Origin of the sequence: Paenibacillus sp. FSL R7-0302 (genome assembly GCF_038006885.1) — a bacterium.
In the GTDB taxonomy this organism is placed as follows: Bacteria; Bacillota; Bacilli; order Paenibacillales; family Paenibacillaceae; genus Paenibacillus_AQ.
Genome location: NZ_JBBOWB010000001.1, coordinates 1,920,850 through 1,939,494 on the forward strand (window position 1 = coordinate 1,920,850; position 18,645 = coordinate 1,939,494).

Annotated in this window: 24 protein-coding genes; 23 read left to right on the forward strand and 1 reads right to left on the reverse strand. The window is 54.3% G+C overall.

Annotated elements, in window-relative coordinates; translation table 11 throughout:
- Window positions 1-160: 160 nt before the first annotated feature.
- The 12 genes from MKY96_RS08185 to MKY96_RS08240 all read left to right on the forward strand — a co-directional run bounded on the left by MKY96_RS08185 (window position 161) and on the right by MKY96_RS08240 (window position 8,685).
- Complete coding sequence (locus MKY96_RS08185; protein WP_209993900.1) at window positions 161-748, forward strand: RNA polymerase sigma factor; 588 nt, start codon at window positions 161-163, stop codon at window positions 746-748.
- A gap of 152 nt (window positions 749-900) precedes the next feature.
- Window positions 901-1,344 carry an anti-sigma factor gene (locus MKY96_RS08190; RefSeq protein WP_340939697.1) on the forward strand — a complete coding sequence of 148 codons (444 nt, stop codon included), beginning with the start codon at window positions 901-903 and terminating at the stop codon, window positions 1,342-1,344.
- 149 nt (window positions 1,345-1,493) lie between these two features.
- Window positions 1,494-2,081, forward strand: coding sequence for a histidine phosphatase family protein (locus MKY96_RS08195; RefSeq protein ID WP_339310367.1), 588 nt, complete (start codon window positions 1,494-1,496; stop codon window positions 2,079-2,081).
- A 90-nt stretch (window positions 2,082-2,171) separates the two neighbouring features.
- Complete coding sequence (locus tag MKY96_RS08200; protein WP_340939698.1) at window positions 2,172-3,260, forward strand: hypothetical protein; 1,089 nt, start codon at window positions 2,172-2,174, stop codon at window positions 3,258-3,260.
- A gap of 11 nt (window positions 3,261-3,271) precedes the next feature.
- On the forward strand, window positions 3,272-3,778 hold the full coding sequence (locus tag MKY96_RS08205) for a gamma carbonic anhydrase family protein (protein ID WP_340939699.1): 507 nt from the start codon (window positions 3,272-3,274) through the stop codon (window positions 3,776-3,778).
- A gap of 18 nt (window positions 3,779-3,796) precedes the next feature.
- Entirely contained in the window at window positions 3,797-3,976 is a 180-nt protein-coding gene (locus MKY96_RS08210; RefSeq protein ID WP_036698090.1) for an IDEAL domain-containing protein, read from the forward strand.
- 208 nt (window positions 3,977-4,184) lie between these two features.
- Complete coding sequence (locus MKY96_RS08215; protein WP_340939700.1) at window positions 4,185-4,610, forward strand: DUF2487 family protein; 426 nt, start codon at window positions 4,185-4,187, stop codon at window positions 4,608-4,610.
- A 221-nt stretch (window positions 4,611-4,831) separates the two neighbouring features.
- Window positions 4,832-5,386, forward strand: a complete 555-nt coding sequence (locus tag MKY96_RS08220; RefSeq protein WP_036727269.1) for a ubiquinol-cytochrome c reductase iron-sulfur subunit — start codon at window positions 4,832-4,834, stop codon at window positions 5,384-5,386.
- 5 nt (window positions 5,387-5,391) lie between these two features.
- Window positions 5,392-6,063, forward strand: coding sequence for a menaquinol-cytochrome c reductase cytochrome b subunit (gene qcrB / locus MKY96_RS08225; protein WP_036727267.1), 672 nt, complete (start codon window positions 5,392-5,394; stop codon window positions 6,061-6,063).
- 23 nt (window positions 6,064-6,086) lie between these two features.
- Complete coding sequence (locus MKY96_RS08230) at window positions 6,087-6,962, forward strand: menaquinol-cytochrome c reductase cytochrome b/c subunit (RefSeq protein WP_036727265.1); 876 nt, start codon at window positions 6,087-6,089, stop codon at window positions 6,960-6,962.
- Between the two features lie 120 nt (window positions 6,963-7,082).
- Window positions 7,083-7,730 carry a DUF1405 domain-containing protein gene (locus tag MKY96_RS08235; RefSeq protein ID WP_340939704.1) on the forward strand — a complete coding sequence of 216 codons (648 nt, stop codon included), beginning with the start codon at window positions 7,083-7,085 and terminating at the stop codon, window positions 7,728-7,730.
- A gap of 55 nt (window positions 7,731-7,785) precedes the next feature.
- Entirely contained in the window at window positions 7,786-8,685 is a 900-nt protein-coding gene (locus tag MKY96_RS08240; RefSeq protein ID WP_340939706.1) for a sporulation protein YpjB, read from the forward strand.
- A gap of 91 nt (window positions 8,686-8,776) precedes the next feature.
- Here MKY96_RS08240 and MKY96_RS08245 read toward each other — a convergent pair whose 3' ends face one another.
- Window positions 8,777-9,649 carry a YitT family protein gene (locus MKY96_RS08245; RefSeq protein ID WP_200869567.1) on the reverse strand — a complete coding sequence of 291 codons (873 nt, stop codon included), beginning with the start codon at window positions 9,647-9,649 and terminating at the stop codon, window positions 8,777-8,779.
- A 167-nt stretch (window positions 9,650-9,816) separates the two neighbouring features.
- Here MKY96_RS08245 and MKY96_RS08250 point away from each other — a divergent pair, with 167 nt between their 5' ends.
- The 11 genes from MKY96_RS08250 (at window position 9,817) to panD (ending at window position 18,555) form a co-directional block, all read left to right on the forward strand.
- Complete coding sequence (locus tag MKY96_RS08250) at window positions 9,817-10,146, forward strand: nucleotide pyrophosphohydrolase (protein WP_036698080.1); 330 nt, start codon at window positions 9,817-9,819, stop codon at window positions 10,144-10,146.
- Between the two features lie 59 nt (window positions 10,147-10,205).
- A complete protein-coding gene (locus MKY96_RS08255) occupies window positions 10,206-10,727 on the forward strand; it encodes a tetratricopeptide repeat protein (protein ID WP_340939708.1) in 522 nt (173 codons plus the stop codon).
- Between the two features lie 32 nt (window positions 10,728-10,759).
- The gene (dapB, locus tag MKY96_RS08260) at window positions 10,760-11,563 is read left to right on the forward strand and encodes a 4-hydroxy-tetrahydrodipicolinate reductase (protein WP_340939710.1); all 804 of its coding nucleotides are present in this window, start codon (window positions 10,760-10,762) and stop codon (window positions 11,561-11,563) included.
- Window positions 11,564-11,580: 17 nt separating this feature from the next.
- Window positions 11,581-12,006 (forward strand): methylglyoxal synthase, encoded by a 426-nt coding sequence (gene mgsA, locus MKY96_RS08265; RefSeq protein ID WP_036727258.1) that lies wholly within the window; start codon window positions 11,581-11,583, stop codon window positions 12,004-12,006.
- Window positions 12,003-12,707 carry a bacillithiol biosynthesis deacetylase BshB1 gene (gene bshB1 / locus MKY96_RS08270; RefSeq protein WP_340939713.1) on the forward strand — a complete coding sequence of 235 codons (705 nt, stop codon included), beginning with the start codon at window positions 12,003-12,005 and terminating at the stop codon, window positions 12,705-12,707. Before mgsA ends, bshB1 begins: the two co-directional genes overlap by 4 nt.
- A gap of 91 nt (window positions 12,708-12,798) precedes the next feature.
- Window positions 12,799-13,956 (forward strand): N-acetyl-alpha-D-glucosaminyl L-malate synthase BshA, encoded by a 1,158-nt coding sequence (gene bshA / locus MKY96_RS08275; protein ID WP_340939716.1) that lies wholly within the window; start codon window positions 12,799-12,801, stop codon window positions 13,954-13,956.
- A gap of 10 nt (window positions 13,957-13,966) precedes the next feature.
- On the forward strand, window positions 13,967-15,250 hold the full coding sequence (locus MKY96_RS08280) for a CCA tRNA nucleotidyltransferase (protein ID WP_340939720.1): 1,284 nt from the start codon (window positions 13,967-13,969) through the stop codon (window positions 15,248-15,250).
- On the forward strand, window positions 15,243-16,043 hold the full coding sequence (locus tag MKY96_RS08285; protein WP_340939722.1) for a biotin--[acetyl-CoA-carboxylase] ligase: 801 nt from the start codon (window positions 15,243-15,245) through the stop codon (window positions 16,041-16,043). Before MKY96_RS08280 ends, MKY96_RS08285 begins: the two co-directional genes overlap by 8 nt.
- A 377-nt stretch (window positions 16,044-16,420) precedes the next feature.
- Window positions 16,421-17,287: a 3-methyl-2-oxobutanoate hydroxymethyltransferase gene (gene panB / locus MKY96_RS08290; RefSeq protein ID WP_340939723.1), complete on the forward strand. Its 867-nt coding sequence runs from the start codon at window positions 16,421-16,423 to the stop codon at window positions 17,285-17,287.
- Window position 17,288: 1 nt separating this feature from the next.
- On the forward strand, window positions 17,289-18,179 hold the full coding sequence (gene panC / locus MKY96_RS08295) for a pantoate--beta-alanine ligase (protein WP_340939724.1): 891 nt from the start codon (window positions 17,289-17,291) through the stop codon (window positions 18,177-18,179).
- Complete coding sequence (panD, locus tag MKY96_RS08300) at window positions 18,172-18,555, forward strand: aspartate 1-decarboxylase (RefSeq protein ID WP_036727238.1); 384 nt, start codon at window positions 18,172-18,174, stop codon at window positions 18,553-18,555. Before panC ends, panD begins: the two co-directional genes overlap by 8 nt.
- Window positions 18,556-18,645 lie beyond the last annotated feature (90 nt).

Below are 18,645 nucleotides of genomic sequence, written 5' to 3' on the forward strand. Positions count from 1 at the left end.
TGGAAGCCTTAAATAACGGTAAGTTGAATATACATAGGAAGATTGGATTTTTGTGCTGCAAAAAATGAAGGTATGCCGCAACTTTTTGTTACCTGCCCGGTATAAGTAGATACGGACCGGACGGGATTACACGTGCAAGGGCGAGGAGGGCCGACTCACCATGACGGATTCCCAGTTGATCCAGCTAATCAAGCAAGGCGATACAGAATTATATTCGGAACTCATGCGACGATATCAACGCAAGATATTGGCTTTTGTGTACCACATGCTGAAGAACTCCCATATGGAGCTGATTGCCGAAGACCTCTGTTCAGAGACCTTCTACAAAGCTTTCCGGAGTCTTCATTCCTTCCGGGAAGTGGATGCTTCTTTCTCCACATGGCTGTACACCATTGCCCGCAATACAGTGCTCAGTGAGCTTCGCAAGAACCGTGCCGGGAATGTGTCGCTTGAAGAGAGCGGCTATACACCTGTGGCACCGCTTGATGTTGCCCCGGAACAGGCAGCACTGCGCAAGGAACGGATGGAGCTCGTCCGCGAAGCGATTAACAATCTCCCGGAGAAGCAGCGCTCCGCGCTGATTCTGCGTGAATATGATCAGATGGATTACCAGGAAATTGCCGTGATTCTGGATCAGAGCGTCAGTTCAGTGAAGTCACTGCTGTTCCGGGCAAGGAGCAGTGTGAAGCTCCAGCTCGAATCCTATTTCTATGAGCCTGACGTTGAAGAGCAGGCTGAGAGGGTGTAAGGCCTATGAATTGCAGGGAAGCGCAGGATTCCATTCCACATTTGTGGGACGCTCCCCCCACAGATCCCAGGCGGATTAGACTTGAGAGACATATCGCAACCTGCTCCTACTGCAGTGCCGAATGGGCGCTGTGGCAGGAGACCAGTGAGCTTATGCAGGATACAAGATTCGATGTCAGCGATGAGCGGGCAGAAGCGATTAACAGTAAGGTTATGGAGCGGATTTATCTGGAGAGCCCCTGGCTTATGCCCGGTGACGGGAAGTCTGCGGGGAGTTCTACAGTATTCCGGCATCGCTTAAGCCTCTGGATTGCCTGTTTCTTAGCGGTGTTTATCTCAAGCTTCCTATATTTCACTGTGTTCAAGACCCCCTCGAATACGACGGCGGCACAGAGCGGGATCGTTGAGACAGGTGTGGCAGGCTTAACCCTGGACTGGTCTTCTTCATATCCGGTGGAGTCTGAGGGCGGGATTATTGAGCCGCTGGTGGCCAGTATGGGCCCTGCACATCCGCAGTACTGGATGGTATTGTCGACGCTGGGCGTCGGATTATCCATATTCCTGCTGGTCCGTCTGAACCGGTACCGCAGACAATGAGAACCCCCTTCCCGAGCATGGAGAAGAGGGTTTTTGATTTGAATACAAGAATGTATGTGTTTCCACTTGTTCTAAAAAAGAAGACATTTGTTTTCATTCGTGTTACATTATTAAGCAAACATAAATAGGGAAGGGAACGGTGATAGGCGATGCTGATCGGCTTAATACGCCATGGGCTGACGGATTGGAATGCAGTAGGTAAAATTCAGGGACAAAGTGATATTCCGCTGAATGATGAAGGCAGGCGGCAGGCTGAGATGCTGGGTGACCGGCTGCTGCAGGAGCCTTATCACTGGGACTATTGTATTACGAGCAGTCTGTCCCGTGCAGCAGAGACCGGCAAGATCGTAGCGGCCAAGCTGGGCATTCCTTTACTTGAGCCGGATGACCGTATCCGTGAGCGAGCCTACGGCCAGGTGGAGGGCATGACAGCCGAAGCCCGTGAAGCCAAGTGGGGCAAGGATTGGAAGCTGCTGTCTCTGGGACAGGAGAGCGATGAGGCGCTTCAGGTCCGGGGGCTTGCGTTCCTGGAGGATATTACGGCCCGGTTCCCGGGTAAGAATGTCCTGGTCATCTCCCATGGAGGATTCCTTGCACAGCTCTACACCGCACTCTACAAAGACAAATATTCGGAACGGCTCGGCAATCTCTCACTCACGATTCTGGAGAAGAACGAGCAGGAATGGAATCCTTTATTGTACAACTGTACCCGTCATATTTTACAAAAACAGCATTAACCCGACCCTTCGGGTTATTTTTTTTGCGGCAGAAGGAATAAAAAGGGCTGTATTTCCCATAATGGTAGTAAAACAGTGAGGCGATGAGAGATGAATCTGGCGGATATGCTCACTTATGCAGACATTGGTCAGCTGACCGCCATTGCGGGACGCTATCAGTGTGAATGCAAACGGAATTCCAAACATGATTTGATTCAGAGTATATTGATCACCTTGGGCAGCCGGGAGTTCATGGAGTCCCATATTAAGGGGAGTTCCCCGGGAGAGCTGCGTTTGCTGAACAGCCTGCTCTTCGATGAACGCAGCCACTTCAGCCTGGAGGATCTCCTGGCTGCGGCCAGGCAGGCTTCCTTCGATGCCCCGCCCGGCAAAAGCGGTGACTACCGCGAGCTGGTCAGCCGGCTTAAGAACAGCGGCTGGCTGTTCAGCGGAGCTTCCCAGCAGAGCCGGTATCTGTTCCAGGTGCCGCTGGATCTGAAGAAGCGCTTCCGTGAGCAGATGGGCCAGTATTTGCAGGAGCGGATTGTTCCGGGCCCGGAGCCGGCGGTGTACAGGGGGGAGGGGGATTTGCTGGCCGGAGATCTGCTGCTGTTCCTGCGGTATGTGAAGGAGAATGAACCTGAGCTGAACCAGGAAGGCGCACTCTATAAGCGCAATCAGCAGGGAGTGATGAATGCGCTGCAGATTGCAGAGCCTTTACTCGGCAAGGGCGGCTGGAGGTTCGGCTACGGCAGGGCTTGTGAGCATTATCCGCCGAGATTTGCCCTGCTGTACGATTATGCCCGCCACCGCCGCTGGATCTCCGAGGAGGGCTACAGGCTGCAGCTTACAGCGGCAGGCGAGCATTTTCTGGCGGAGGGGAAATCGGAAAAGCTGATGCAGTTATTCTCCTTTTGGTTAAGACTGTATAAAGGGGCTATTCCCAATTTGCCTTCGCTGGTCTACTGGATTAGTCTAAGTGCCGGCAGATGGGTGACCACAGCCTCGCTGTCAGAAGGAATCGGCTGGCTGATCAAGCCCTTTTATTACGATGATGCCGCTTCCATTCTCGAACAGCGAATCTTGCGGATGATGCTGCATCTGGGCATGCTTAAGCTTGGTGAGGAAGCCGCAGGAACAGTGGTCATGATGACACCCTGGGGATGTGAAGCGGCTGTGCCGAAGCATCTGCTCAGGTAAGGAGGAGAGAGATGCGGATTGCCTATGGGAGTTACATACCGCAGCTTGACGAAACGGTCTATGTGGCGGAAGGCGCTAAGCTCGTTGGCGATGTAAGAATAAGCAAACAATCCAGTGTCTGGTTCAACGCTGTACTTCGCGGTGACCTGGCGCCGGTGATCATCGGGGAGCGCTGCAATATCCAGGACGGTGTGGTCGGCCATGTGGCGGACGGATTGCCGCTGGTGCTGGAGGATGACATCTCGGTCGGGCATTCAGCAATCATCCACGGCTGCCGGATAGGCAAGGGCACATTAATCGGAATGGGTGCAATTGTACTGAACGGAGCAGAGATTGGTGAATATGCTTTAGTAGGAGCCGGCTCCATTGTAACCGAGAACACAATCATTCCTCCGTACACGCTCTCCTTGGGCACACCGGCCAAAGTGGTCCGTGAATTGACTGAGCAGGATCTGCTGAGGATGGCACGCACAAGTGAAAGCTATGTGAAAAAAGCATTGGAATACGGAATTTCTTAAACAGCGGAGGTGTATCGAATGGACAAAATGAAGGCTACTTATGAAGTGATGCTGGGGCTAGCTGCGGAAATGGTGTGGGATGAAGCGTTAAGAAAGCGTCGTACCGACATGTTGTACCGGAAGATCGACACGGCGCTGGCTGCTGGTGATGAGGCGGCTTTCCGGAATCTGACTGAAGAACTGAAAAGTTTGGCATAGAGAAATGCGCCTGGCGCATTTCTTTTTTTGGAAGATAAGAATTTATATGTTTTGGGGTCCCCGCAAAGTACCTGAGTCATCATCTAAGCTAAAGCCCCACTTTGTGGGGTTATTTTGCTATATAAGGATTGCCAAGCCATATACACTTGTTTATGATGCTTTTAAAGTTAAATGCATGCTGCGGAATGCGGCTAGAGGGGGCGAATCTATGAAATTCAGTGATTTTGACAGTAGAGCCTGGGAGACCGATGGACAATACTATGATACCTGCATTATTCCTTATAGCGGACTTCAAGGCACGGAGACTCCGCCTGAGACAGTAAAGTTACTTGAACGGCAGCGTGATTTCCTGGAATTGGCCGAACAACCGTACAAGGGGCGGGTCGTGACTTATCCGGCGGTACAGTATGCAGGGCCTGGAATGACAGCTTTGTTGAATGAACTTTGCCGGAAAGTCAAATCCAGCGGCTTCCAGTATGCCATCGTGATGTCTGCCAATGAGGGGCTGCGCAGGGAGGAGGTATTTGAAAGCGATTTACTCCTTTGCCTGCCTGAGATAGCTGCCGATACGAGAGCCCCGGTAAGCGCATATGTGCGGAGTGAAATCCAGGCTCTGTGGCAGAATGAAAAATGAGTTAAATGTGACGGAAAATCAACAATTTATCAAAAAACGGCCTTAAACGCCTGTCACAATTTAGACAATATTCTTGACGGGTTTTAGACCCTAAGCTATGATTAGGATGAACTTATATGAACTGTGATATTTTTCATTGAAAACGGAATTTTTACCTAAAAAACCTATGCAACAACTCTGCAGGTGCCTTCTCACATTTTGAAAAGGGGGTTACATACAGTATGAGCAGCCTTAATGAAGAAGAAGAGTCACTTCCGCAAGAACCGCCCAGCCGAAACGAGATGTCACGCAGACAGTTTTTGACCTACACACTAGGCGGGGCTACCGCCTTTATGGGTGCCGGAGTTATCCTGCCGATGGTCCGGTTTGCTGTAGATCCGATTCTGCAGAAAAAAGGCGAGGGAGAATTCATCAAGGTAGCGGAAGCGTCCAAAATTACAGAAGAGCCCCAGGAGTTCACCTTCGAGCTTCCGCAGCAGGACGGATGGTATGCCAGTACAGCGATGCTTACGGCGTGGATCCGTAAAGACGCGAACGGAGATATTTATGCGCTTTCACCGATCTGCAAGCATCTGGGCTGCACCGTAGGCTGGAATAACAACAAGGCGCATCCCGATGAATATCATTGCCCTTGCCATGGCGCCCGCTATACGAAGCAGGGCCGGCAACTGGCCGTGGCTGCCAAGCCGCTGGACCAGTACACCACCAAGATTGACGGAGGCTGGGTATATCTCGGTGAAATCGTCCCTAATACTGTTTCGGCGAAGGAGGCGTGAACGGCGTGTTCAAAAACGTATATAACTGGATTGACGAACGTCTGGATATTACACCGATCTGGAGAGATGTTGCCGACCACGAGGTCCCCGAGCATGTCAATCCCGCACACCACTTTTCAGCCTTTGTCTACTGCTTCGGCGGACTAACCTTCTTTATCACTGTAATACAGATCCTCTCAGGAATGTTTCTGACCATGTATTATGTCCCGGATATCATTAATGCCTACGCCAGCGTGGAATATCTGCAGACCAAGGTCGCCTTCGGTAAAATCGTCCGCGGCATGCACCACTGGGGCGCGAGTCTCGTCATTGTCATGATGTTCCTTCATACGATGCGTGTGTTCTTCACCGGTTCGTATAAGGCCCCGCGCGAGATGAACTGGGTAGTTGGGATGCTGATTTTCTTTGTCATGCTGGGACTGGGACTTACTGGTTACCTGCTTCCATGGGACAATAAGGCGTACTTCGCCACCAAGGTTACATTGGAGATCGCCAATTCGGTTCCGTTCATGGGACCGGTGCTCAAGGAGCTGATGCAAGGCGGCAGCATTGCCGGCGCCGAGACGCTGACCCGGTTCTTCGCCTTACATGTATTCTTCCTCCCGGCGGTTCTGCTTATACTGCTTGTCGGGCACTTCATTATGATCCGCAGACAAGGCATATCCGGTCCGCTGTAAAATAACGTATAGGAGGCACGGTCATGGCACACGGAGACGACTCCAAAGAGAAGGTGATATTCGTCGGGGATTCCCGGGTCCGCAGAGGAAACGGATTCATTACCCCGCCGGATTATACGGCGTATCCGGGCAAATCGGAAGCCTTTATCCCTAACTTTCTGCTCAAGGAATGGATGGTTGGCGTAGTGGTGCTGGTGGGAATTCTGGTTCTGACCATCTCGGAGCCGGCTCCGCTCGGGTTCCCTGCCAATCCGGCAGCAACGGTAATTCCGATTCCCGACTGGTATTTTCTCTTTCTCTATCAGTATTTGAAGCTTCCTTATGCATCAGGTGACTATATCGTGCTGGGAACGCTGGGCGTGACAGGCGTGGCCTTCGGGGCGCTGCTGCTGGCGCCTTTCCTGGATACCGGCCCCGAACGGCGGTTCTACCGCAGGCCGATTGCGTCCTCGCTGATGTTCCTGTCCCTCGCGGCAATCGTCTATTTGACCAACACAGCCTGGACAGAATACAAGCATGAGATGGCTGAAACCGGCCAGATTCCAGAGGATGTTCAGCGCGAGGAGAAAGCGGCCGAGAACAGGGCGGCTGGCTTGCCAACCACCAGCGCCGTCAAGCCGAAGGATATTGCCATTGTGGACAAGGATGATCCGGCGATGGCACTCTATAAGCAAGCAACCTGTATAACCTGCCATGCGGTAGATATGAAGGGCTCCGGCAGTTTTCCTTCGCTTCGGGGTGTAGGCGATAAGCATGATAAGGCGGCGATTCTTACTATTATAAAAGAAGGTAAGGGTCAGATGCCGCCAATGGTGGAGACAGCTATGGGAGCAGGGCTGACCGAGCAGGATATCGATGAGCTGGCCGGCTGGCTTGCCAAACAAAAAAGCGGACAGTAAAATAAAGTAACGCAGGACCTGATCGTGTATGCGCTCAGGTCTTTGTTATGTCATAAGAGTTGTAATGAAATCAGTGTTGTATTGAAATGAAGCTGCTACAGTCGGGGGGAAGTTGTACATATGCCGGGTCATTGGTTTGAGAAGTTATTTAGGGACCGGAGAATAATATGGCTGCTGTTTATCGTGAATCTGCTCGGAACGGTCTACGGGTATATGTGGTACGGCAACCAGCTCACATTCACGGCGCAGAATGAACCGCTCTGGCTCCTGCCGTTCGTTCCTGACAGCCCTACGGCCAGTCTGTTCTTCACGGCTGCATTACTGCTGCTGCTGTATCCGCCAAGAGGGCTTACAGGGACGCTGGTGCGTGAGCTGATTGAAGCGCTGGCAGTCCTAACCTCTGTGAAGTACGGAATATGGGCGGTCAGCATCATTGTGGCCGGCGGTTATCAGGGAGATTCCCTCACCTGGAAGGACTGGATGCTGATGATCTCCCATACCGGAATGGCCGTGGAAGCTCTGATCTATGCCCGGTTCTTCACCTTCCGGAGAATGCTGCCTGTGGCGCTTGCGTGGACGTTCGCTAATGATGTAGTGGATTATTCACAAGGCGTGTATCCCTGGCTGCCTTCTGTGCTTGATGATGATCTTACCGCTGTTCAGTACTTCACCATGGGGCTTACACTGTTCAGTACGGCTGCTGCCTGGCTGTTCTGCGGCCGGACAAGACGTCCCGCACTTCCGGACAGAACTGCCATGAAGCACTGAGCCTCTGTTCTAACTCTTGTCCTTCCGCCATACATTAAGGTGGGAGGGATGTCTTATGCCGCGCAGAAAAGTATTCATACTGTCAGGAATCATGCTGTGCTGGCTGCTGGCCGGTATCAGCGGAGGCCGTGTTCAGGCTGAAGCAGGGGATGCCGCTGCAGACCAGGGAAGTACAGCTTACATAGAAGCAGCCGGAAGTGTGCCCAGTGATCCCGCTGCTCTCACGGCCAGAAGCGGAGCGCAGCGGCTGGAGCAGGCTGCGGAAGCTCTGTACGGCTATGTGCTTGAAGGCGATGTGCTGAAGGCCCGCCAGGAGGCAGAGCAGGTCTCGCAGATCTTCATCTCTTCGTCCTTTGAAGGGATGACCTCAGTAGAGGGGGTCAATGCACTATCCTCCGTGATCCTGGACATGAAGTCTGCACTGGCTGCGGCCCAGCCGTCCCCGGAGAGATGGGAAGCGGCTGCGGCGAAGCTGCGGCTTGCCGCTAACAGCCTGAATCACCCCCGCCAGCCCATGTGGCTGCAGTACTATAAGCTGGTCCGTGAGGATCTGAACGATATGGAGCAAAGCGCCGCCGCGAATGATCTGAAGAGCTGGACAGCGGCGCTGGCAAGACTTCAGAGCCGGTATGCGAATATCCGGCCTGCGGTGATCATCTCCCGGCCTGCTGAGGCGGTGAGCAGCTTTGATTCCTGGATGTCTTACGCAGGTGGGGTTGCAGGCTCGGAGCAGCCCGTGGAACGGGCCCGCCTGCTGGAGATTGTATCCTACGGGCAGGATGCAGCAAGAGTGATGTTCGGCAAGGACCGCAGCGAGCCGGTCCTGTCTCTGCCGCTGGCTCCGCAGCAATACGGGGGCTGGGCTCTGCTGGCAGGCGCGTTCATCCTTACGGTGCTCGTGTATACAGCTTACCGTAAGTACCGCGGCCAGAAGGGGAATTTAAAAACCGTGTAGGGTTGAGCGGCGGCAACAGAGGATACAAAGAGGGCGGACCCCATAAGCAGCCATTGCCGGCTTGTGGGGTCCGCCCTTATGTGTGTATAGTTCAGGTCTCCCGGAAGCCTTCGCCGTGAACGTCATGAACCTCACTGATAATGACGAAGGCCTTAGGGTCCACTGACTTCACCAGCAGGCTTAGCCGGCGGATCTCCTGTCTGGAGACCACGCAATAGACCATATGCTTCGCCTGCTTGGAATAAGCGCCGATCGCCGGGATTAAGGTAACGCCGCGATCCATTTCTACGGTGATCAGCTCTGCAATCTGCGGAGCCTCGTCGCTGATGATGGTGAAGGCTTTGGCGGCGTACGCCCCTTCCTGGATGAAATCAATTACACGTGAGGCGATGAAGACCGCCACGAGCGTATACAGTATTTTTTCACGGGGAATGTAGAGCAGGGAAGCCCCGATAATGATGATATCCACGGCCAGAATAATCTGTCCCATACTCCAGCCGAACTTGCGTCCGAGTATCCGTGCCACAATATCTACACCCCCGGTGGTGCCCCCGAAGCGGAAGACAATCCCCAGACCCAGACCCAGGGTAACCCCTGCATATAATGAAGCAAGAATAAAATCATGCTCGGTACTGAACGTCACAATCCAGCCTGCCTTAATCATCCGCTCGAATAACCAGAGGAAAAAAGACAGCGAGCCGATGCCGAGTCCGGTATAGACGATCTGATTCGCCCCGAGCACCTTCCAGCCGAGCAGAAAGAGCGGAAGGTTCAGCAGCAGTGTCGTTAAGAAGATCGGGATGTTAAAGGCGTAATTGAGCAGGATGGTAATCCCGGTAACTCCGCCCTCCATCAGCTGGTTGGGAATGATGAAATACAGGAGTCCGAATGCGTAGATGGCCGTGCCCAGCATGATGGGGGCCACTGTTTTGCTGACTGTGCTGATTTTAATGGTTGAACTCATAACATCCCTCGCCTACGCCTCTAAATGGGCAATTTATATGTAATGATCCCCCCGGAGAGCATGTTAGCTCCAGGCGGCATTGCAAAAAAGATTTGTCTTCAAAACGTCTTTACGATAACATAGGGGCAAACAGAAGGCAAGAACACACGGGGGTGAAACGACAATTTATGGATAAAAGTCTTGGTGACATTCAGCGTGAGGTGGATGCCTATATCTCACAGTTTAAAGAAGGCTACTTCAGTCCGCTGTCGATGCTGGCCCGGATGTCCGAGGAAGTCGGGGAGCTGGCGCGCGAAGTCAACCATCAATTCGGCGAAAAGCCGAAAAAAGCGGATGAAGCCGATAATTCGATTGAGCTGGAGCTGGGCGACATTCTCTTCATTACCGTTTGTTTCGCCAATTCACTCGGTATCGACTTAACTGAGGCCCATAATAAGGTTATGCACAAATTCAATACGCGTGATGCCGGGCGCTGGACGCCCAAAAACACCGATTAGGCCTATGCTACATATGCTGTACCAAACGAACGGGATTTAGCCGTAAGGATGGTGAGGATATGGACCATAATGATTATGTTAAAGCTGCCTACCGCTCGATACTCCGCAGTGACTTTGCTGAGGCCATCACCTTGTTCGAGGCGGCCATTGCCGCAAGTCCCGATGATGCGGAAGTCAGATACCGCTGCGCTATTACCTATGCCCGCAGCGGCATGCTGGATAAAGCGCTTGAACATGCTGTAGCCGCACGCAGACTGGATGGAACCAAACCGGAGTACCAGCTGCATCTTCAGCATCTGCAGGCTCTTAAGCTTGTACAGGAAGCGAAGCGGCTGCTGGAGGATGAAGCAGCGGACAGTGTGAATCCGTACCATCCGATTACGCTGCTGAAGGAAGCCGTATCGCTTGACCCTCTCTACGGGGATGCTTATGTATGGCTGGCGATTGCGCACAGCCGGATGAATGAACATCTGCAGGCGATTGCAGTTTTGAAAGAAGTCATGTCGCTGCACCCGGATGACAGCGGACTGCGTCTGCTGATGAAGGATCTGCAGAAATCGCTGCAACACTATATACAATAATAACAGAGCCAGGGAAAGCGGGGAGAATTCATTTGAGTGACAAGATCAGAGTTATTGTCTCCGGAGCTGGAGGCAGAATGGGCAAAGAGGTTGTGAAGCTGGTATTGCAGGATGATGAACTTGAGCTGGCGGCAGCGGTTGACCGCTCTGCACATGGCAGTGATGCCGGCCGGCTGGCTGGCCTTGAGGATTGCGGTGTAGTTGTGACTTCGGATCTGGAGACTGCGCTTGCAGACACAGAGGCCGATGTAATGGTGGATTTTACGATTCCACACTCTGCATATAGCAATACTGCGCTGGCGGTCAAGTACGGCGTCCGTCCGGTTATCGGTACCACCGGCTTCACGCCGGAGCAGATCGCCGGGCTGGACAAGCAATGCGAGGAGCAGGGAATCGGCGGACTGATTGCGCCTAACTTCTCCATCGGTGCGATTCTGCTGATGAAATTCGCTGCCCAGGCCGCAAAGTATTTCCCTCATCTCGAAATTATCGAATATCACGGAGACCAGAAGCTGGATGCTCCTTCAGGAACAGCGATTAAGACGGCAGAGATGATCTCTGAGGCGCGGCAGGAGCTCCGCCAGGGACATCCGGAGGAAGAAGAGATTATTGAAGGCTCACGCGGCGGGTATTATAACGGCTTCCGTATTCACAGTGTGCGTCTTCCGGGTGTTTTTGCCCAGGAGGAGGTTGTATTCGGCGGGTTCGGACAGTCCCTGAAGATCCGTCATGACTCCTATGAGCGCGCGGGGTATATGCCTGGAGTCAAGCTCGGGATTCAAAAGGTGATGGGCTATACCGGCTTGATTTACGGTTTTGAGCATTTTATAGAATAGACGGGGAGAGAAACAGAATGTTGAAAATTGCTTTTATCGCACATGACCGCAAAAAAGATGAAATGGTTAATTTCGTAACTGCTTATGAGCATGTTTTTGAAGGTCATAAATTATTCTCCACCGGAACCACGGGCCAGCGTATCATGGAAGTGACCAAGCTCTCCATTCACCGTTACATGTCGGGGCCGCTTGGCGGCGACCAGCAGATCGGCTCGATGGTGGCTACGGATGAGCTGGATTTAATTATTTTCCTCCGTGACCCGCTGATGGCCCAGCCGCATGAACCGGATATTACAGCGCTGCTCCGTCTGTGCGATGTGTACGGGATTCCGGTGGCCACGAATATTGCTACAGCAGAAATTCTGGTGAAGGCTATTGACCGGGGAGATTTCGGCTGGCGTGAGCTGGTACATAAATACAAGCCGGGTGTGGACGAGTCATGAAGCTTGACATTCTGGTATTCGGCGCGCATGCAGATGATGCCGAGATCGGCATGGCAGGGACGATTGCCAAGCATACTGCTGCCGGCTTCAAGGTAGGAATGTGCGATCTGACCCGGGCAGAGATGTCCTCGAACGGCACGGTGGAGCTGCGGGAACAGGAAGCACAGCAGGCTGCCGCACTGCTGGGCGCTGCGCTGCGGAGTAATCTGGGGCTGCCTGACCGCGGCCTGTATATGACAGAGGACCATTTGGCGGCTGTGACAGCGGAAATCCGCCGCTATGCCCCGTCTATGGTATTTGCCCCTTACTGGGAAGACCGCCATCCTGATCATATTGCCTGCAGTAAGCTGGTGGAGGAAGCGGTATTTAATGCCAAGCTGCGCAAATATATGCCGGACAAGCCCGCTATCCCCGAGCCGCAATTATATTTCTACTTCATTAATGATCTCGGACGGACGGATCTAATCGTAGATGTGACTGCGCAGTATCCGCTGAAGGAGCAGGCATTGTCCTGCTACCGTTCCCAATTTGGACTCGCTCCGGGTGATGATGCCGTTGCAACGCCATTGACGGAAGGGTATATCGAGCGCGTCCGTTCCAGAGACATGCTGCTCGGCCAGCGGAGGCTCATTCCTTATGCCGAAGGGTTCGCCGGTAAGGTACCGTATACCGTAGATCTGTTCAGTGCTGCACGCGGATAAGGCGCCACTCGACAAAGCCCGGAAAACAACTATAATTAATTCATATCGTTACTTGAAGTAATAGAGCTAAGTTAAATGAAGGGGCGGAGCTATGGAGCGGCTAAAGATAGGCATCACTTGTTATCCTTCTCTTGGCGGCTCGGGCGTGGTGGCAACTGAACTGGGCAAACTATTGGCTGAAAAAGGCCATGAGGTTCACTTTATTACCCACAGCATCCCGTTTCGGCTGGGAACGTTTCAGAAAAATATCTTTTACCATGAGGTAGAGGTTAACGATTATTATGTATTCCGCTATCCGCCATATGATCTGGCGCTGGCGACCAAGATGGCGCAGGTAGCCAAAATGCAAAATCTGGACCTGTTCCATGTACATTATGCGGTTCCGCATGCGGTATGTGCTTTTCTGGCCAAGCAGATCCTTGGTAATGATATCAAAGTGGTTACCACGCTGCATGGTACGGATATTACAGTACTGGGCCAGGATGAATCCCTGAAGGATCTGATCCGGCTGGGCATTAACGAGAGTGATGCGGTGACCGCAGTCTCCCGTGATCTGATCAAGGAGACCCGCAGGGCGCTTGATATTACGCGTGAAATCGATCTGACTTATAATTTCGTGGATAAGCGTGTCTATTATCCCCGGGATGTAACGGATCTGCGCGGCGACTTCGCGGCCCCGGATGAGAAGATTCTTATGCATATCAGCAATTTCCGCCCGGTCAAGCGGGTGAGTGATGTGGTGGATGTGTTCGCCAAGGTGAACCGGCAGGTGCCTTCCAAGCTGCTGCTGGTCGGCGAAGGCCCTGACCTGCCTAAGATTCAAGCCAAGATCAGCGAGATGGGCCTCGACGATCATGTCCGCTTCCTGGGTAAGCAGGACGAGATTGCCCAGGTGATCTCGCTGGCAGACCTGCTGCTGCTGCCTTCTGAGAAGGAGAGCTTCGGGCTGGTCGCCCTGGAAGCGATGGCCTGCGGCGTTCCAACTATCGGCTCACAGGCCGGGGGGATTCCGGAGCTGATTCAGCATGGCAAGACCGGATTCCTTGCGCCAGTCGGCGATACAGAATCGATGGCAGAGTATGCCATCCGGCTGCTCTCAGATGCAGCAATGGCTGAGAGCTTCCGTCGCGCTTGTCTGGAGCGGTCCTGTAATGATTTCAGCAGAGATATGATCACCAATCAATATGAAGATATCTATTACCGTGTGCTTGGGCGCAAGGTATCCGGATTAGACCCGATCCGGGGGTAAGGAGTCCGTTATGGAATGGAGAATGGCACCACCCGGCATGGCGGGAGCCGCCGGGACTGTTGTTGCCGGCCTGCTGGCAGGCGGTCATGAAGCTTATTTCGTCGGCGGCTGCCTGCGCGATGAGCTGCTGGGCCGTCCGGTGCATGATATAGACATCACTACCTCCGCACTGCCGGAGGAGGTGATGTCCCTGTTTCCGCGCTGTGTCCCTACCGGACTGGCACATGGCACGATCACTGTGCTGCAGGAGGGCTACAGCTTGGAAGTTACGACCTACCGGACGGAGAGCGGCTATGCCGATCACCGGCGTCCGGAGCATGTCGTCTTCGTCAGAGATGTGCGGGAGGATCTCCGCCGCCGTGACTTCACAATCAATGCCATCTGCTGCGGCCTTGACGGCGGGCGGATTGACCCTTTCGGGGGAGAGCGGGATCTCAAGCTTCGCGTGATCCGCTGTGTAGGCGAAGCGGAGGAACGCTTCGAGGAGGATGCGCTGCGGATGCTGCGCTGCGTACGTTTTGCTTCCGTGCTGGATTTCGCGATTGCGAAGAATACCTGGCGCGGTCTGCTGCGCCAGCGTGACAAGCTGGCGCATATTGCTGTGGAGCGGGTGCGCGCCGAGGTGGAGCGTATCCTGGAAGGCCCGCACCCGCAGCGCGGGCTGGGGCTCCTGCTGCGCAGCGGCCTGCTGCCGCGCGGCAAAGCGCCGTTCCCTTGGACCGGCAGGGACCTGGCGGCTGCCGCCGCCCGCCTCGCCGGTCTCGGGAACCTGGAGAGCGCCCGTCTCCGCTGGGCGCTCCTGATGCATGCCCTGGGATCGTCGGCGCAGTGCGCCGATGAGCTCCTGCGGGCATGGACGTTCCCGGGGGCGACGCGCACCGGCGTCGTCGCCGTGCTCCGCGTCCGCGAAGCCTGGGACGCGGCGTTGCTCTCGGCGCGGCCGGAGGCTTCCGGCGCCGGGGAGCGGCTGCGGCGGCGGTGGATCGCCGCCGTGCTGGGCCAGGGCCAGTCAGCCGCCGAAGGGTGGCTGACGGTGCTTGAGGCGGCGGGGGCTGACACCGCGTCCCCTGTCACCACCAGCCTCCTGCGGTCCTGGACCGCAGAGATGCCGATCCGTACGCTCGCTGAGCTGGCGGTGAGCGGCCATGAGGTGACAGCGGCGCTGGAGAAGCGTCCCGGCCCGTGGCTGGGCGTATTGCTGAACCAGCTTCTGCTGGCTGTCGCGGCAGGTGACCTTGCCAATGACAACCAATTACTGCTGCAAGCAGCGCAAAGGATGGATAGAGATGAATAGCGGTCATGCGCAGCATTCCGGCGTGTTGAAACGGGAGGCGTTCGTTCCTGGCTGGGCCAAAGGAATTCAGCGGCTGGATACTGTCGGTTCCACACAGGAGGAAGCCAAAATACTCGCCGAGGGCGGCGCCCCGGAAGGAACAACGGTCATGGCCGAAGCGCAGACCGGCGGACGCGGGCGGATGGGCCGCAAATGGCACTCCCCCCACGGCAAAGGAATCTGGATGAGCCTGGTGCTGCGTCCGGATCTTCCGCTGGCCTTGACTCCGCAGCTGACGCTGCTCGCCGGAGTGGCTGTCTGCACAGCAATCCGTGAGGTTACCGGGGTGCCGGCCGGCATCAAGTGGCCGAATGACCTGCTGGCCGGCGGCCGCAAAATCTGCGGAATCCTGCTGGAATCCTCGCTTCGCGAAGGCGGGCTGCATTATTGCATCGCCGGTATCGGCATCGCTGCGAATTTGACGGAGGATGACTACCCGGAGGAGCTGCGCGGGATCGGTACATCGCTGCTGATCGAAGGCGGGGGCATTCCTGTAGACCGCACAAGGCTTGCGGAAGCCGTGCTGGAGGAACTCGAATATTTGTATCATCTATATCTGGAGCAAGGCTTCCAGCCCGTGAAGGAACTGTGGGAGTCAATGTCGGTGACACTGGAGCGTCAGGTATACGTGAATACTCCCCAAGGCCGCACCGAAGCCACTGCTGTCGGACTGAGCGATAACGGCGGGCTGCTGTTACGTAACGAATCCGGTGAGGTAGTGAGTGTACTGTCCGGCGAAATTGAAATGATTTAATTTGATCCGCATACACCTTCAGCTTCTTTGCAGACACGTCTATAAGGCCGCTCCTCACGACCATGAGGGCGGCCATGTCACATTTTAAGGTTTTTATTTTTGTGTTTTTTTGGTATACTGTGCTCATGAGGCGGCATCGCATGGCGAGCTGTACTCACGCAATTCAATCTTTTAACAGGAAATTGTTTACCGGATGTACCTTCATAACTGGATGTAACGGTTACGTTGGATTCTGCTCTGAGCCGTAAGGACCGAGACAGAAGGGACGATCGCGAGTGACTCTTTTTTGCCCTTCGGACCTTTTTAGCGGACCATGCTAAAAGGTTTTTTTGTTTGCGCGGATACCGCGTATTTTATGGAAAAGGGGAATGAGAGCAATGGCAGACAAACACGCACTGAATATTATCAAGATGAAAAAAATGAAAACGGACGGTGTGCCCCTGAGCATGCTGACCGCTTATGACTACCCGTCAGCCCTGCTGGCGGAAGAAGCCGGAATCGACCTGATTCTGGTCGGTGATTCCCTGGGAAATGTCGTGCTTGGTTATGACACCACGCTGCCGGTTACCATAGAGGATATGGTCTACCATACCCGGTCGGTGAAGCGCGGGGCGCCTAATACTTTTATAGTGGCTGATATGCCGTTCATGACCTACCACGGAAGCGTGGATGAGACCTTGCGCGGTGTGCGCAGACTGATGCAGGAAGGCCAAGCCCATGCGGTCAAAATGGAAGGCGGCCTCGAAATCTGCTCCGCAGTGTCCGCCGTTGTAGCTGCTGGCGTTCCGGTGCTCGGCCATATCGGGCTGACCCCGCAGTCGGTCAATATGATCGGCGGCTACCGGATTCAGGGGAAGGATGCCAAGGATGCGCAGCGGCTGATGGACGAAGCGAAGGCACTGGAAGCAGCCGGGGCATTCGGCATGGTACTGGAGCTGGTTACTGAGGAAGTGGCAGAAGCCATCTCCAAGGCGGTCAGCATACCGACCATCGGCATCGGTGCCGGGCGCTACTGTGACGGACAGGTTCTGGTGTTCCATGACGTACTGCGGTATGCCTCACCTTACCGGGAGAAAAAATTCGTTAAAACCTACGCCGATGTCGGCACTTTGATCCGTGAAGGTATCACCAGCTATGTTCAGGAAGTGAAAGACCGCTCATTCCCTGCGGAAGAGCATGTGTTCAGCGCAGACGAGACGGTCCTGGAATCTTTATACGGCAATGCCGGCAAAGGAGCGAAATAACATGAGAGTCATCCGAACGATTGCTGAAATGCGCGAAGCGCTTGAATATATGCGTCAAGGGGGACATGGCCCCGTTGGTTTTGTACCCACCATGGGTTATCTGCACGAAGGACATGCCAGTCTGCTGCGTAAGGCAGGGGAGAAGAGCGGCACGGTGGTGATGAGTATTTTTGTCAATCCGCTGCAATTTGGCCCGAATGAGGACTTTGCTTCTTATCCGCGGGATGAGCAGCGTGATCTGGCGCTGGCTGAACGTGAAGGTGCGGACATGGTGTTCATCCCCAGTGTAGAAGAGATGTATCCGCAGCCGATCCGTACAGGCGTATCGGTCTCCTCGCTTACGTCGCAGCTCTGCGGCGCTTCGCGTCCGGGACATTTTGACGGAGTAACTACTGTGGTCAGCAAGCTGTTTCATATCGTGCAGCCGGATTACGCCTTCTTCGGACTGAAGGATGCCCAGCAGGTAGCGGTTCTCCGCCGGATGGTGTCTGACCTTAACATGAATGTGGACATTATCGCCTGTCCTATTGTGCGCGAGGAAGACGGGCTGGCGCTCAGCTCCCGCAATGTCTATCTGAGCAGTGAGGAGCGCAGACAGGCGCTGGTGTTGTCCCGTTCCCTGCGCGAGGTGCGCCAGGCTATGGAAGAAGGCAGCATTCGTACCGTAGATGAAGCACGGGCCCTGCTGGTCTCGGTCATTGCTGAATCGCCGCTTGCGGTCATTGATTATGCGGAGATTCTAACCTTCCCTGATCTGGAAGAGCTGGAAGGCGGCAGCAGGCTGACGGATGCGGGCGGAGAGGTTATAATGGCTCTGGCCGTGAAGTTCGGCAGAACCCGTCTGATTGATAATAATGTATTTATTCCTAAGGAGGCACACGCTCTTGTTTAGACATATGATGAAATCCAAAATCCACCGGGCAACGGTCACTGAAGCCAATCTCAATTATGTGGGCAGCATTACCATTGATGAAGATCTGATGGAAGCTGCAGACCTGCTGGAGAACGAGAAGGTGCAGATCGTGGATAATAATAACGGTTCCCGTCTGGAGACTTATGTCATTCCGGGTCCGCGCGGCAGCGGCGTCATTTGTCTGAACGGGGCGGCGGCGCGTCTGGTACAGCCTGGCGATACAGTGATTATTATATCCTACGCTGTCATGTCCTCCGAGGAGCTGGCGGCGCACAAGCCGACTGTAGTGTTTGTTGATGCGGGCAACAAGCCGGTGAAGCTGGCGGATCATGAGATTCACGCGACGATTGCCTGAATTCTGAGCTTTGAGCCATGTAATCAATGGCAGGGATGAAGACCCCTGTACTTGCTGATAATGAAGTAAGGCAAGCTTAAGCTGACTTCA

Bases quoted from the DNA above. Each gene is read 5' to 3' on its own strand.
- MKY96_RS08215 (WP_340939700.1), top strand. From the start codon at position 4,185: ATGAAATTCAGTGATTTTGACAGTAGAGCCTGGGAGACCGATGGACAA.
- MKY96_RS08200 (WP_340939698.1), top strand. From the start codon at position 2,172: ATGAATCTGGCGGATATGCTCACTTATGCAGACATTGGTCAGCTGACC.
- MKY96_RS08255 (WP_340939708.1), top strand. From the start codon at position 10,206: ATGGACCATAATGATTATGTTAAAGCTGCCTACCGCTCGATACTCCGC.
- MKY96_RS08195 (WP_339310367.1), top strand. From the start codon at position 1,494: ATGCTGATCGGCTTAATACGCCATGGGCTGACGGATTGGAATGCAGTA.
- MKY96_RS08250 (WP_036698080.1), top strand. From the start codon at position 9,817: ATGGATAAAAGTCTTGGTGACATTCAGCGTGAGGTGGATGCCTATATC.
- MKY96_RS08240 (WP_340939706.1), top strand. From the start codon at position 7,786: ATGCCGCGCAGAAAAGTATTCATACTGTCAGGAATCATGCTGTGCTGG.
- MKY96_RS08280 (WP_340939720.1), top strand. From the start codon at position 13,967: ATGGAATGGAGAATGGCACCACCCGGCATGGCGGGAGCCGCCGGGACT.
- MKY96_RS08185 (WP_209993900.1), top strand. From the start codon at position 161: ATGACGGATTCCCAGTTGATCCAGCTAATCAAGCAAGGCGATACAGAA.
- MKY96_RS08210 (WP_036698090.1), top strand. From the start codon at position 3,797: ATGGACAAAATGAAGGCTACTTATGAAGTGATGCTGGGGCTAGCTGCG.
- MKY96_RS08285 (WP_340939722.1), top strand. From the start codon at position 15,243: ATGAATAGCGGTCATGCGCAGCATTCCGGCGTGTTGAAACGGGAGGCG.
- MKY96_RS08205 (WP_340939699.1), top strand. From the start codon at position 3,272: ATGCGGATTGCCTATGGGAGTTACATACCGCAGCTTGACGAAACGGTC.
- mgsA (WP_036727258.1), top strand. From the start codon at position 11,581: ATGTTGAAAATTGCTTTTATCGCACATGACCGCAAAAAAGATGAAATG.
- MKY96_RS08235 (WP_340939704.1), top strand. From the start codon at position 7,083: ATGCCGGGTCATTGGTTTGAGAAGTTATTTAGGGACCGGAGAATAATA.
- bshB1 (WP_340939713.1), top strand. From the start codon at position 12,003: ATGAAGCTTGACATTCTGGTATTCGGCGCGCATGCAGATGATGCCGAG.
- MKY96_RS08190 (WP_340939697.1), top strand. From the start codon at position 901: ATGCAGGATACAAGATTCGATGTCAGCGATGAGCGGGCAGAAGCGATT.
- bshA (WP_340939716.1), top strand. From the start codon at position 12,799: ATGGAGCGGCTAAAGATAGGCATCACTTGTTATCCTTCTCTTGGCGGC.
- panC (WP_340939724.1), top strand. From the start codon at position 17,289: ATGAGAGTCATCCGAACGATTGCTGAAATGCGCGAAGCGCTTGAATAT.
- MKY96_RS08245 (WP_200869567.1), bottom strand. From the start codon at position 9,649: ATGAGTTCAACCATTAAAATCAGCACAGTCAGCAAAACAGTGGCCCCC.
- panB (WP_340939723.1), top strand. From the start codon at position 16,421: ATGGCAGACAAACACGCACTGAATATTATCAAGATGAAAAAAATGAAA.
- MKY96_RS08230 (WP_036727265.1), top strand. From the start codon at position 6,087: ATGGCACACGGAGACGACTCCAAAGAGAAGGTGATATTCGTCGGGGAT.
- MKY96_RS08220 (WP_036727269.1), top strand. From the start codon at position 4,832: ATGAGCAGCCTTAATGAAGAAGAAGAGTCACTTCCGCAAGAACCGCCC.